Origin of the sequence: Adhaeribacter aerolatus, assembly GCF_007991635.1 — a bacterium.
In the GTDB taxonomy this organism is placed as follows: Bacteria; Bacteroidota; Bacteroidia; order Cytophagales; family Hymenobacteraceae; genus Adhaeribacter; species Adhaeribacter aerolatus.
Window position 1 is genome coordinate 41,456 of sequence record NZ_BJYS01000015.1, and the last position, 12,577, is coordinate 54,032.

Below are 12,577 nucleotides of genomic sequence, written 5' to 3' on the forward strand. Positions count from 1 at the left end.
TCTAAGGCGCTACACCTAACTAATTTACCTGGAGTTAAGCTGCGGGGCAATATAATTCCCTAGCGTACTCTCGTACTCATCAATGGCCATTACTGCCATTTGTTTCGCTTCATAGGGCTTGAGGAGACTATACCATTGTTTTTCCTGCAATTTGTTATTCATCCATTTTCCCTCATCTTCTGGGGATAAAATAACCGGCATACGGTCGTGGTAAGACATCACGGCCGCATTGGCCTGGGTGGTGATGATGGTAAAATAGCGGCGCACTTCCCCGGTATCCGGATAAAGGCTTTCCCGCCAGAGGCCGGCTAAACCGAAGGGTTCTTTATCTTTCAGGGTAAAGCGGTATTTTTGTTTCTGCGGCCTAGCTTTCTTCAATCGTTTTTTCTCCGCACTGTTTCTAATTGGATTGCCAAACATATCCAGTACTAAGCCGGCATCCGATTCCAAAATAGTTTCTGGTGTTTCTGCCTCTATTTCTTTCCATTCAAAGAATCCGTCAATCGGAATGATGCATCGGTTGCGGGGTAATAAGCTGCGGAAGCGGGAGATAAATAATAAATTTTCCTGCCGGACATTAAAAGGTAAGGTAGGCTTACCATCCGGTTCTTTTTCGGGAGAAGCCCAGGTGGCCAGAATAGCTTTATCCGTATCGGGTAGAATGATGGGCAACTGCTGAGAAGGACGGGCATCAAAGTTCTTTTCAAAGGCAATGCCCTCCAGTTTAGCTGCAAACCGGTGTTGTTTAGGAATATTATCTTTATCAATAGAGGCTCGTCCGCACATATAATTTATTCGTTAAAGCTGTTGATGGATTTATATCAATTCAACTTCCAAAACTACGAAAATCGAGAAGCCTTGGTCTGGCAATACGGTTCTTTTATCTGTTTCCGAGAGGAAGATGATTTTAGGATAGTGCTGTATCACATGGGTAGCTTCTTTGCTGAAGTCTGGTACCATGTTCCAGATAACCAAATAGAACTGGTAAGGGGTTTTAAAAGCAGAAAAGCGCTGGAGCCGTATTTGGTAACGGTAGATTTGTCGGATTTAGAAAGGTAAGGTCTAAAGCCTTCATAAATCATAATTACGTTCTCCGGTATACACCTTAGCAGGTTGTAGCGTTTGGTACATGACATGGCTATCTGACAGGGTCTTTAGGGCCGCGATTAAATCTTCCTGTATCAGAGCCGTTTTAAAGTTAAGTTCTACGTCCGGGATAATCGGATGGCTGCTGATGGACCATTCTTCAATCGAAGTGACTTCGATAAAGGACATGGCATCGCTTCGGCTTTCTGCTCGTAATTTATATTGCATCACCGTTCTTTAATGTCATATATTGCTTTTTGCAAGGTTAAATACTCACTTTTTATAAGATTAAAGTTCATTTTATCTTCGTGGAATGGCGGATTCATTACTCCCTAAAGTTGAACTACAGTTAAATATTCTCCTCGCCGGTGGGTTTAGGGATTTAGCGCTATATAGGATAAAGGTCAAAAAAGCGGGTAAAAAGAACGACTTTTTCTTAGCTGTCCAAATTAAGGCCAATAAGGAAGCTGTATTGCTGGTAGATAAAGCCTGCCGTAAATTTCCAGATAAGGTTTTAACTGGCCTTGTTGCCCATGAACTAGCCCATATTGTGCAAGCCAGGCAATGTAAGTTCTACTTGCTCTGGAAAATCAGAGATATCCTATCATTGTTATCTGCAAAGCTGGAATCTTTAGAAGAGCGGGATGCAGATAAAATAGGTATTCAACGGGGGTATGGTGAAGAGATATTAGCTTTAGCCAAATACCTGCGCAAACATTATAAATCCTACACGACTGAGGAAGCCTTAACCATAGAAGAAATTAAGGCCTTGTACTATCAAAAGTAGTGCTGCCACTACTGCCTTCTTTATCTATGGCTTTCTACGGATTAGCTTGTTCGAATAAAGTAGTCCTACCTGGTTAATATTAAGTTTTTTATTGCGTCGGCCCACTATCTACTTTAGACTCTAATACGGATTGTAATTGTGGCGAAAGGGACGTTAGTAAGTCATAACCGGTATTCTTTTCAATAACATCTATACTCGTGCGGTAAGTACCCCAATCCGCCCGCACCGTGTTGTTATTAGGTGTATCCACAGCTATTATCCTAGTAGTACTGTTAATGCGGTTCAGGTCATCATTGCCTTCGGGTAGTACCACCAGCACCTTCCAGATTTGTGTAGGCACCGTCACCCTCCCCTTATCAATCGTTTGCTTTTTACCATTAGTGCCGGTTCCACCAACTCCGTAACTTCCCATAATAACATAGACCTCATTTCCGGCCTGAACTAAATCACGGGTATAATCTTCCAGGTTAGCCCAAGTTTCCTGGTTGTTTTTAGGAGCCTGCGGAATCATGTTGGTCATCATGAATGTGGCCGAGTTATTTTCTGCTGAAGAGGTCCGGTCAGCGGATGGAACATTATGGCCCCGGTCAAAGCCGCTGCCCGAATAAGAAGTAGCGGTTACTTTATACCAATTTGCCGGTAGGCTATTATCTGCCCTGAAATCATCCTGCCGGGGAGCCGAGCCCAGCCATTCTTTGCTTACATGCCAACTTACCCAATTAGGAATGCCCCGGTCTCGGCTGTAAGATAATACGTATTGTGGCTTTTGTAATAAATAGTTGTTGGCGTTGGCCTCGTCTATGGTAGCGCCACTTGGATTACCAAATAGTAGGTGTTGATTGGGAGTTAAATTTATGCTCTTAACCGGTGCTACTTCTGTTTCTTTACAACCAGCCAGGAACAGAATAATAACTAAGTAAACGGAATAAATATGGAAACGCATGAGATTAAAGCTATTATCACACATAAGGATGTTTGATAAATTAATTTGGCCCGGTGTTAGTTTTTACTCCCCATTGGCTGGATTACTTTACGACTGATTCTATCACCTCAGCTATAGCTTGAAGAAGTTGGACTTCCAGCTTAGCACCATTCTCCAAATGCGCAGGGTCGAGCATCGCCCGGTAGTTCCGATCTTCGTCCGGTTCAAACATAACTAGTTGGTCATTCACCTCCACCTGTATTTTATAGGTATAGCTAGTCATCAGCAATTTAGCAGGAAAGCATAACTCCTGACCTTTATAAGTTACTGGTATTTCTAATGAATTATCAGAGGTACCCAAGGGTATGCAGTAGCGGTTTTTTTGTTAATGAACTTATTCTACGGATTAAAAGTAACGATGAAGCAAAAAATATCTAAAATTGCCAACCAATATTCTCCTTGATGAACTTTAAATTTGTTGAATCTAATCGTTTTAAGGTGGCTCCTAATTGCCCCTGTGGTAAAAGCAATAAAGATGGTAAATTCTCTCCTATCATCATAAATGGCAAGGCAGAACCAAACTATGGTCATTGTCATAGCTGTGGAAAGAGTTTCTTTCCTAATAAGCAGGTTAAAGAAGGGGAGTCTACTCCGGTTTACCCTCCCTTACCTAAGAAGGAGATAAAATATGTCGATACTGGGTTAGTAAGAAGAACCCTGAAAAGTTATGGAATAAATAATTTTGCTTTGTGGTTGCAGGAGAAGTATCCCACTACCGCTGATTACATATTAAATTATTTTTCAGTTGGCACCACCAAAGCTGGGGGCACTATCTTTTGGTATCAGGACATTAATGGCCATTACAGAAAACCCAAGAGGATTTACTATAAACTTAATGGAAGTCGGGTAAAACCTAGCGAAGATGAATTTAAAAGTAAACCAAGCCCATTGGTATTTACTAATCAGGAAGGCTACGAATATTGCTTATTCGGAGAATTTCAGTTAGCCACCTATCCGGACACAGCGAAAGTTGTAATGGTGGAAAGTGAAAAATCTGCTATCATCGGACACGTGCATTATCCAGATTTCGTCTGGATAGCTACAGGCGGAGCAATGAGCCTGAAAAAGGATAGGGCGCAGGTACTGAAAGGCCGAAAGGTCATGATTATACCAGATATGCATCTGACTGGTCGAGAAGGGGCTAATAAGATGCAAGCTATTTTGAAAGAAGTAGGTTGTCGAACCCGCATTTTAGAAATAGATAAAACCCGGGATGATGGAGATGATATTGCTGATATTCTAATTGGAAGTCCTAGAATAAATAAGAAGATTTAACTTAATTAAATCGGACCTTTCTATTTTTAGTAAATTTGAAAAGAATTATTGTGGTTGGTTAAATAATAAAAAGTAACCGTATAAATAATAAGTAAAAGAGAAAAACGAATAAAAAGTTTGCAAATAAAACAGCCACTTATCAGTTTTAATTTGTGAGCAATTAATAATTAGGCAACCAAGCTTGGATTCGAATCAAACACCTACTGATTATAAATTAGGTTGAAAACTTACCTCTTCACAGATATAGCTCACTAGATTTAAAGTGACAATCTCTAGCCAAAAATCCTCATCATTTCATTATGAGTATCCTCGGCTGCAATTTCTACATATTTCAACATCGTTCTTAGGTCCTTATGCCCTGTTATCTTCCTTAATGTTACTTGGGGCATTCCTTTTTTAAGAGCAATCGTAATAAAGGTTCTCCGAGCCATATGAGTAGTCATTAATTTAAATTTACTAACCATTTCCTCCATTCGTTTCCCGCCAGGGTATTTCACTTTATTAATCATAGCCTCCAAACCAACTATTTCTCCTAATTCTTTCAGGTATTCATTTGCTTTTTGATTCGTGATAGTGGGTAAACCCGTCTCGTATTTTGCCACTATTCTCCGCACTTGAGGTGCTATAGGAATTCTTAAGTGGTCTTTGGTTTTTATCGTTCTTATTTCAAGGAAATCCCCCTTAAAATTCTCTGGCTTCAAATTTGCCAGATCAGAAAACCGCAGACCTGTAAAACAACCAATTATAAACAGGTCCCTTACCCTTCCTAATCTGCCATTCTCGCTTAAATCAAAATTAGCAAGCAGATCCCGCTCCTCTTCAGTCAGAACTGTAATTACTGTACTCTCAGATGGCTTTTTGAATTTTCTGAAAGCCATATTATTGTTATAACCTTCTTCTGTAGCCCAATTTAAAAATGCCTTTAATTGTTTAATTTGGTTGCCTACTGTGTTTGGCTGTAATTGCTTGTTAAACAAATATGCTTTGTAGGATTCATAAAACCGATTATTTAAGTCACCAAACTTCAACTTAACCTTCTGTAAAGAAGCAAATTTACCAAGGTGGCTTAAAGCAGTTTTATAGTTTTTAATAACACTAGTGGTGTAAGTAGGGTCAGTTTCTCTTACATGTATAAATTGTTGGAACACCTCCACAAAGTCTGGCTCCTTCTTTTCCTCCTTAGGGGCAATAGCTATTCTTAAACTTTCCGCACTAGGCTCAATGCCTGCTTTTGTAAATTCATCATAAGCCTTGATTATCCTCTTTTTCAATTCATTCAGATAATCATTCAATTCCTCGTGGTCCTTAAATGTTCTTTTAACTTCCTGTTTGTCCAAATTCCAATATTTTGGAGGGATTGATTTACCAGTAGCAATTTTATGTGTTTTGCCTTTAGTCCGGAATATAGCAATGATTGGAGTTTCGAATTCTGTCTTAAGGTTTCTGAGATTAAAATTTACGCTTGCCATAACGCTATAGGTATTAATTAGGCAAATATAAAAATAATAAATTAATGGAGGTTGATTTGGGGGTCGGTTTTATAATAATTATGTTTGTCCAACTTACTTTGCCACAAAACCAAACATTGTTAAAAAAGCCTTAGAAGTGCTTTTTCAATAAAGTAAAGGCAACTTTGATAAAAATGGATATCATAAGTTACACTCCCTTCGGGAGCACCAAAAAGGCCTTTAGCAATTAGCTAAAGGCCTTTTTATTTAATATTAGTCCGTCTTCCTATTCTATACGTCTCAGAACTTTAATACCGGTTAGTTCCGTTATTCCCTTTAGTCTCTTGTCAGCCTCTGAGAGAAGCATCGCTCCAAAAAAAATAATTGCAGCAGATATTCATAGCTATGCCCCAGGCCTTTGCGTGCCACAGCCAGCCTTAATTGCATAACAGATTCAAGAGACTGTATTACCTTATTTTATGATATTAATTAGACAGAGCCATTTCTGCTAGAGCAAATAAGAACGGCCGTCCTAATATCTATCGAGGTAATTCATGCCTTTCTCCGTGAAGAAATCAAAAAACGCTAGTGTACATTTTTTAAATTACCATATTTACACCAAATTCAAAGATTTGTTTAAAATTTTTAAATATGTAATCGCTCTTTTTAAATACTTATCAATAATCAGAATTTAAATACTAGGTTTACTTTTATCAACCTCCCTTTTCCGCGTCAGGGAAATACCTGAAAAACTGTTTACCCCCCCTTAAATCAGAGTTTACCCCCCTTGGTTTTAGTACTGTTGTTGCAATTTTGATCTTACAATACTTTAAAAAGAGAGTAACCTCTCTGCTTATTATGTTACAGCAACACAATTCCATTAAACCTCACTATTTATGATTATGCAACCAGATATAAACTAATAAACACCAACGTACCCGATAATAACCAGAATTTAAACAATAATCCCAAATTATGCATTATTACTTACTCAAGGAGTTAAAACACTTTCTTGTTCTTCCGCTTTTATTCTTAACAATTACCGGCGCTTGGGCGCAGGGCATTACTGTACAAGGCAAGGTTACCGACGAAAATAACAGTGGTATGCCAGGCGTAACTGTGCTTTTAAAAGGTACCTCTACCGGGGCTGCAGCAGGAGCCGATGGCAGCTATTCAATTGATGTGCCAAGTGCCAACGGAACTTTAGTTTTCTCCTTCATGGGCTATCAGACCCAGGAAGTTCCAATCAATAACCGCACTACTATTAACGTGCAGATGGGCGTGGATGCAAAGGCCCTGGAGGAAGTAGTGGTAGTTGGCTACGGTACCCAGAAACGCTCGGATATAACGGGTTCAGTAGCCTCTGTGCCAAAAGAAAGGCTATCTAATCTGCCGGTTACCGACTTAACGCAGGCCATACAGGGAACCACGGCCGGATTGAATATTTCGCAGGGCTCATCGGTGCCCGGTAGCTCCGGTGGGATGAGCATACGCGGTGTAAACTCGATAAGTGCCAACACCTCACCTTTTATCGTGTTAGATGGTGCTCCTTTCTTTGGTCAGATAAATGACGTTAACCCAAATGACATTGAATCTATTGAAATATTGAAAGATGCCTCGGCGGTGGCCATCTACGGAACCAGGGGCTCGAACGGCGTAATCCTGATTACAACTAAAAGAGGTAAGACCGGGCAGCCCCGAATTAGCTACAATGGTTATTACGGGGTAGAAAGTCTGGCCAATAAGCTAGAGCCTATGTCGCCGGAAGCCTATGTGCAGAAATACAAAGACTATATGATTGCCCAGGGACTTCGCCAAACGCAGGTACTGCCCAATACCTACGAAGTAGAAAACTACAATGCCGGCCTTACAACCGACTGGCTGAAAGAAGCAACCCAAACCGGCAGAATTACCGAGCACAACGTGAGCATCTCGGGTGGTACGGAAAAGGTTCAATATTACGTTACGGGTGGTTTCCTGAACCAGGATGGCGTAGTGAAAGGCTACGAGTTCCAGCGGGCCAGCATCCGTTCCAACTTAGATGCGACCTTAACCGACTTCCTGAAAGTGGGTACTTCTTTATACTTTGCTGACCATAATTCGGATGGTGGAAGAGTAAATTTACTATACGCCACCGCTATGAGCCCTTACGGACGGGTATATAACCAGACAGGCAACTACGAGATTTTTCCGATGAATCCGGAACTATTATTTGAAAACCCATTATTAGGCCTAACCAGAGACAGACTTGACCGGCGGAAATATTTAACCGGCACCGCCTATACCGAGCTAACACCAGCCTTTGCCAAAGGCCTGAAATACCGTTTAAATGCTTCTTATACCTATGAAATTGGCCGTCAGGCCGGCTACGCCGGACGCCAGGCCAACAATTTAGTAGGTGCGGCTTATGCAAATAACAACGAAAGCAACAACTGGGTACTGGAGAATATTCTGACTTATAATAAAGAATTTGGCAAACACACGCTAACCTTTACGGGCCTTTATAGTGCTCAGGGCACCGAGTACTTCCGTTCCGGCGCCGAGGCCAATACCTTTATCAACGACCAGTTATCGTTTTATAACCTGGGCGCTGCTGAAAACAGAACTTCTTCTTCTTACGGCGACAGAACCGCACTGCTTTCCCAAATGGGAAGAGTTAACTACTCTTATGATAGCCGATATTTATTAACCTTAACGGCCCGGCGAGATGGCTTTTCGGCTTTTGGCGCCAATACCGATAAGTACGGCATTTTCCCGTCTATGGCTTTGGGCTGGAATATTGCCAGCGAAAGTTTTATGCAGCAAGCCACCTTTGTGAACCAGCTTAAACTAAGATTCTCCTACGGTCAGTCGGGTAACCAGGCTATTGGCGTTAACCAGACCGCTACGCTATACAATCCGGTTCGTTTTCCGTTTGGCGGCACCAGTACCATTGGGGTGCTGGCCGGCAGACTCGGCAATGCTGATTTGAACTGGGAAACCACTACGTCGGCCAACCTCGGTTTGGATTATGGTTTCCTGAATAACCGCATCAGAGGTGCGGTGGAAGTTTATAATTCCAGAACGCACGATTTACTCCTCAGCCGGAACATTCCAAACATTACGGGCTACTCAAGTGTATTTTACAATCTGGGCGAAGTAAAGAACAGAGGCGTTGAGTTTACCATCAGCAGCGCTAACGTAGAGGCCGGTAAATTCCGGTGGGAAACCGACTTAAACTTCTCAAGAAACAAAAACGAAATTGTAGACCTATACGGCGATAAACAGGACGATGTGAATAACCGGTGGTTTATCGGTAAATCGCTGGGAGCGGTATATTCTTATAACTGGTTGGGCGTATGGCAGGAAGGTGACGACATTCCGGCTACGATGAATGCCAAACCCGGTGACCTGAAGTTTGAAGATATTAATAATGATGGCCGGATTACCGGCGATGACCGGATGTACTTGGGTTCTACGCTGCCCAAGTGGTACGGCGGCCTTACCAACACGTTCCACTACAGCAACTTCCACCTGAGCATTTTCCTGCAAACTTCACAAGGCTCCCTGAAAGGCAATCCGGATATATACTACGGCGATGAGGCCGGCAGAAGAAATATTCCGGCCGCGGTTGGCTACTGGACCCCCGAGAACAGAAGCAATGAATATCCATCGCTGAGCTACCGCAACCCGCATGGCTATAACTTTGCCCGTGATAACAGCTATGTCAGAATTAAAGATGTTCGCTTAAGTTATACCGTACCACAAGCTTTTCTGGAAAGATACGGCATCAATGGCCTTACCATCTACACCGCCGGCCGGAACCTGTATACTTTCACCGACTGGGTAGGATGGGATCCGGAAAGCAACCAATCTTCCCGGGGTTCCGGCGACTGGACAAACAATTACCCGCTGGTCAAATCAGTTTCGTTTGGCGTGAACCTGACCCTTTAATAATTATTTAATTTTTAGAAATAAATGAAGAAATACATAAAAATATTAGTTGGTGCCTGTATAGGCCTGCAGGCTTTAACGGCCTGTAAGGAATCTTTTCTGGATGAAGAAGTATTAAGTTCCTACTCGCCGGCAACGTTACAGGATTTACCAGGTTTGGAAGCCTCTTTGGTTGGGCTTTATAACCACAACAGTACGTTTTACAGTGTGAGCTGGGCGCAGGGTTGGCCGGCAGTCTGGCAGGTAGGCACCGATATTGTTTGGCCGGTGCAGCCCCAAGGTATGGAAAATCCTTACTACGACTACAATACCTTAACACCCCTGGATGGAGCCGCCGACCATACCTGGAACTGGTCTTATACCATGATTAATAATGCTAACGTAATTATTAAAAACGTAGAAAGCCCTGAGATTACCGGAATAACCGAGGCCCAAAGAAACCAGATAAGTGCGGAAGCCCGTTATTTCAGAGGCCTGGCTTACAATTTACTGGCAACTGCTTTTGGTGGGGTGCCGTTGGTTACCGAACCGCTAACCGCTCCTAAAACCGATTTCGTACGGGCACCGTTAGCAGATGTAAATACATTGGTTATTGATGATTTAAAATTTGCCGCCGAGCACCTGCCGGATATTACGGCACTGCCAGCAGCCAAACAAGCCCGGGCCAATAAATACATGGCGCAGCAACTTTTAGCAGAAGTATATCTGCGGGTTAATCAGCCCGCTTTGGCCGAAGCGCAAACCAATAGTATTATCAGCAGCGGAAAATTCAGTTTAATTAAAAATCGTTACGGGGTAAAATCTAATCAACCCGGCGACCCTTTTTCTGATATGTTTATTTACGGTAACCAACGCCGCAGCCAGGGTAATACCGAAGCAATTTGGGTGATGGAGGCCGAAAACCCGAGAAATGTACCCGGTGGTATGACCGATAACCCGCAACAGCGACGTGTTTGGGTTGCTTCTTATCATAACAGAGCCGGTATGCTGCCGGCCGATTCGCTGGGCGGCCGGGGAGTTGCCAGAATCAGGCTGAACGACTGGGTGCTCTATGGCTTGTACGACGAAGGCGATATGCGTAATTCCAAATATAATATCCGCCGCGAATTCTGGTACAACGACCCTGGTTCTAAATACAGTTCTATTTACAAAACAAAAGTACCTTACCAAGGTCCGGATACCTTATTCATTATTAATCCTTATACTACCAAGTGGGGGCATTTCGATCCGCAGGATGTATTTGGTTATGGCATGTGGAAAGACTTTATTTTAATGCGCTTAGGCGAAACCTACTTGCTGCAAGCCGAAGCCCAATTTAAACAAGGAAAACTGGCTGAAGCCGCGGAATCTATTAATGCATTAAGAAGGAGAGCCAACGCGCCGCTGGTAACTGCAGGTGATATGAGCCTGAATTTTATACTGGATGAAAGAGCAAGAGAGTTAATTGGCGAGGAAAACCGCCGTCTGACGCTGATGCGTACCGGAACCTTGGTAGATAGAGCAACTCGGCTGAATGGAAAGCCGGCAGGATTACCGGCCAACCGGAGAATTACCGGATTAGCCGAAAAGCACTTGCTGCTGCCTATTCCGCAAAACGAGATAGATTTAAATAAAGATGCTGTACTAGAGCAAAACCCTGGTTATAAATAACCATTATTCCAAGGTTAGTTGCTTTCTTACAAAACAAGGTCTTTAAAAAACTTTAAAGGCCTTGTTTTTTTCTTTAGCAGCCGCCATGCCATTTTTACCCTAAATTTAATATTTATGCCTTTCCGCAAAAAAACAAAAGCTTTAAAAATACTGTTACTGGCCCTGCTTTGCTGGTTGCCCGGTAGTCTGATGCATACGGCACTGGCCCAGAAAAAGAAGCCCGCCGCCGGCCAGGAGCGACAAATCTGGCTACAATACATGGATAAAGTAGCCCGACCGGTTTTATTTAACCTGTCCCAGGACCAGCTAAAAGATAAAATGCCTGTAGCCCTATCGAATAAAATTGATAACAAAGCTTCGCGGGAAAAAGTAGCTTACCTGGAGGCTTTTGGCCGGGTGATGAGCGGCATTGGTCCGTGGCTGAACCTGGAAGGCGGTTCTAAAGAAGAAGTTGCCCTGCGGAACCAGTACCGGCAATGGGCTTTAAAAGCGGTAGCTAATGCGGTAAACCCAGCGGCGAAGGACTATATGCAATGGAACGGGGGGCAACCACTCGTAGATGCATCTTTCCTGGCGCTAGGTTTAATAAAATGCCCCTGGCTATGGGAAAACCTGGATTCTAATACAAAGGAGCAGGTAGTAACGGCCTTTAAAGCTACGCGCAGTACCGTACCGGTTTACAGCAACTGGATTTTATTTACGGGCATGATCGAGGCTTTTTTTTGTAATTATGGATTAGAATACGATGCGGTGCGAATTGAATACGGTATCCGGGAGTTCTCGGAACACTGGTACGTGGGCGATGGCATGTATGCCGATGGAATGAATTTCGCGCTGGATTATTATAACAGCTATGTTATTCAGCCTTACCTGGCCACTATTCTGGAAGTGGTAAATAAAAAGAATAACCGCTACAAAGGCTATGTGCCTAAATTCGATAAAATAGGTAAACGCTACGCCGAAATACAGGAAAGGCTAATTAATACCGATGGCTCTTTCCCGGTAATTGGCCGGTCTATTGCCTACCGGGGCGGCGCTTTTCATCACTTGGCCGATATGGCGAACCGCCGGCAATTACCGGAATCGCTGAAGCCGGCCCAGGTCCGGGGAGCCTTAACTGCCGTTATTAAAAAAACCTTGGAAGCGCCCACCACCTTCACCAAAACTGGTTGGTTGAATATTGGGCTATACGGGCACCAGCCCGATGCCGCCGATTTTTATATTACCACCGGCAGCCTTTACCTTTGCGCTACTATCTTTCTCCCGCTGGGTTTACCCGAAAGCGATCCCTTCTGGGCCGCACCGGCAGCTCCCTGGACCGCGGTAAAGGCCTGGACCGGGCAGGATTTTCCGGCCGACCATGCATTGGATTTGAAGTAGTGACAGCGAGCAGGAGCGGCTAAAAGAGAATTTTGA

At 43.1% G+C, this 12,577-nt stretch carries 11 protein-coding genes; 6 read left to right on the plus strand and 5 right to left on the minus strand.

The window, feature by feature from the left end; genetic code table 11:
* Nucleotides 1-24: 24 nt before the first annotated feature.
* Nucleotides 25-786 carry an SOS response-associated peptidase gene (locus tag AAE02nite_RS10880; protein ID WP_146897763.1) on the minus strand — a complete coding sequence of 254 codons (762 nt, stop codon included), beginning with the start codon at nt 784-786 and terminating at the stop codon, nt 25-27.
* Nucleotides 787-810: 24 nt separating this feature from the next.
* On the opposite strand from AAE02nite_RS10880, the gene AAE02nite_RS10885 reads away from it, so the two are divergent.
* Nucleotides 811-1,059, plus strand: coding sequence for a hypothetical protein (locus AAE02nite_RS10885; protein ID WP_146897764.1), 249 nt, complete (start codon nt 811-813; stop codon nt 1,057-1,059).
* 12 nt (nt 1,060-1,071) lie between these two features.
* On the opposite strand, the gene AAE02nite_RS10890 is transcribed toward AAE02nite_RS10885, so the two are convergent.
* Nucleotides 1,072-1,314 (minus strand): hypothetical protein, encoded by a 243-nt coding sequence (locus AAE02nite_RS10890; RefSeq protein WP_146897765.1) that lies wholly within the window; start codon nt 1,312-1,314, stop codon nt 1,072-1,074.
* A gap of 85 nt (nt 1,315-1,399) precedes the next feature.
* Between AAE02nite_RS10890 and AAE02nite_RS10895 the strand changes: the two genes are divergently transcribed.
* On the plus strand, nt 1,400-1,873 hold the full coding sequence (locus AAE02nite_RS10895) for a hypothetical protein (RefSeq protein WP_146897766.1): 474 nt from the start codon (nt 1,400-1,402) through the stop codon (nt 1,871-1,873).
* A gap of 88 nt (nt 1,874-1,961) precedes the next feature.
* On the opposite strand, the gene AAE02nite_RS10900 is transcribed toward AAE02nite_RS10895, so the two are convergent.
* Nucleotides 1,962-2,840 (minus strand): DNA/RNA non-specific endonuclease, encoded by an 879-nt coding sequence (locus AAE02nite_RS10900; protein ID WP_246150959.1) that lies wholly within the window; start codon nt 2,838-2,840, stop codon nt 1,962-1,964.
* A gap of 58 nt (nt 2,841-2,898) precedes the next feature.
* Nucleotides 2,899-3,156, minus strand: coding sequence for a hypothetical protein (locus AAE02nite_RS10905; protein WP_146897767.1), 258 nt, complete (start codon nt 3,154-3,156; stop codon nt 2,899-2,901).
* 101 nt (nt 3,157-3,257) lie between these two features.
* Here AAE02nite_RS10905 and AAE02nite_RS10910 point away from each other — a divergent pair, with 101 nt between their 5' ends.
* The gene (locus tag AAE02nite_RS10910; RefSeq protein WP_170252576.1) at nt 3,258-4,130 is read left to right on the plus strand and encodes a DUF6371 domain-containing protein; all 873 of its coding nucleotides are present in this window, start codon (nt 3,258-3,260) and stop codon (nt 4,128-4,130) included.
* A gap of 272 nt (nt 4,131-4,402) precedes the next feature.
* Here the strand turns inward: AAE02nite_RS10910 and AAE02nite_RS10915 are convergent, their stop codons facing one another.
* A complete protein-coding gene (locus tag AAE02nite_RS10915; protein WP_146897769.1) occupies nt 4,403-5,599 on the minus strand; it encodes a site-specific integrase in 1,197 nt (398 codons plus the stop codon).
* 954 nt (nt 5,600-6,553) lie between these two features.
* On the opposite strand from AAE02nite_RS10915, the gene AAE02nite_RS10920 reads away from it, so the two are divergent.
* From AAE02nite_RS10920 to AAE02nite_RS10930, 3 genes are all read left to right on the plus strand, one after another.
* The gene (locus AAE02nite_RS10920) at nt 6,554-9,511 is read left to right on the plus strand and encodes a SusC/RagA family TonB-linked outer membrane protein (protein ID WP_146897770.1); all 2,958 of its coding nucleotides are present in this window, start codon (nt 6,554-6,556) and stop codon (nt 9,509-9,511) included.
* A gap of 24 nt (nt 9,512-9,535) precedes the next feature.
* Nucleotides 9,536-11,161, plus strand: coding sequence for a RagB/SusD family nutrient uptake outer membrane protein (locus tag AAE02nite_RS10925; RefSeq protein ID WP_146897771.1), 1,626 nt, complete (start codon nt 9,536-9,538; stop codon nt 11,159-11,161).
* A gap of 114 nt (nt 11,162-11,275) precedes the next feature.
* Nucleotides 11,276-12,541: a DUF2264 domain-containing protein gene (locus AAE02nite_RS10930; protein WP_146897772.1), complete on the plus strand. Its 1,266-nt coding sequence runs from the start codon at nt 11,276-11,278 to the stop codon at nt 12,539-12,541.
* Nucleotides 12,542-12,577 lie beyond the last annotated feature (36 nt).

Excerpts from the sequence above, each read along its gene's own strand:
- AAE02nite_RS10880 (WP_146897763.1), bottom strand. The coding sequence starts at position 786 with ATGTGCGGACGAGCCTCTATTGATAAAGATAATATTCCTAAACAACAC.
- AAE02nite_RS10885 (WP_146897764.1), top strand. The coding sequence starts at position 811 with ATGGATTTATATCAATTCAACTTCCAAAACTACGAAAATCGAGAAGCC.
- AAE02nite_RS10890 (WP_146897765.1), bottom strand. The coding sequence starts at position 1,314 with ATGCAATATAAATTACGAGCAGAAAGCCGAAGCGATGCCATGTCCTTT.
- AAE02nite_RS10895 (WP_146897766.1), top strand. The coding sequence starts at position 1,400 with ATGGCGGATTCATTACTCCCTAAAGTTGAACTACAGTTAAATATTCTC.
- AAE02nite_RS10900 (WP_246150959.1), bottom strand. The coding sequence starts at position 2,840 with ATGTGTGATAATAGCTTTAATCTCATGCGTTTCCATATTTATTCCGTT.
- AAE02nite_RS10910 (WP_170252576.1), top strand. The coding sequence starts at position 3,258 with ATGAACTTTAAATTTGTTGAATCTAATCGTTTTAAGGTGGCTCCTAAT.
- AAE02nite_RS10915 (WP_146897769.1), bottom strand. The coding sequence starts at position 5,599 with ATGGCAAGCGTAAATTTTAATCTCAGAAACCTTAAGACAGAATTCGAA.
- AAE02nite_RS10920 (WP_146897770.1), top strand. The coding sequence starts at position 6,554 with ATGCATTATTACTTACTCAAGGAGTTAAAACACTTTCTTGTTCTTCCG.
- AAE02nite_RS10925 (WP_146897771.1), top strand. The coding sequence starts at position 9,536 with ATGAAGAAATACATAAAAATATTAGTTGGTGCCTGTATAGGCCTGCAG.
- AAE02nite_RS10930 (WP_146897772.1), top strand. The coding sequence starts at position 11,276 with ATGCCTTTCCGCAAAAAAACAAAAGCTTTAAAAATACTGTTACTGGCC.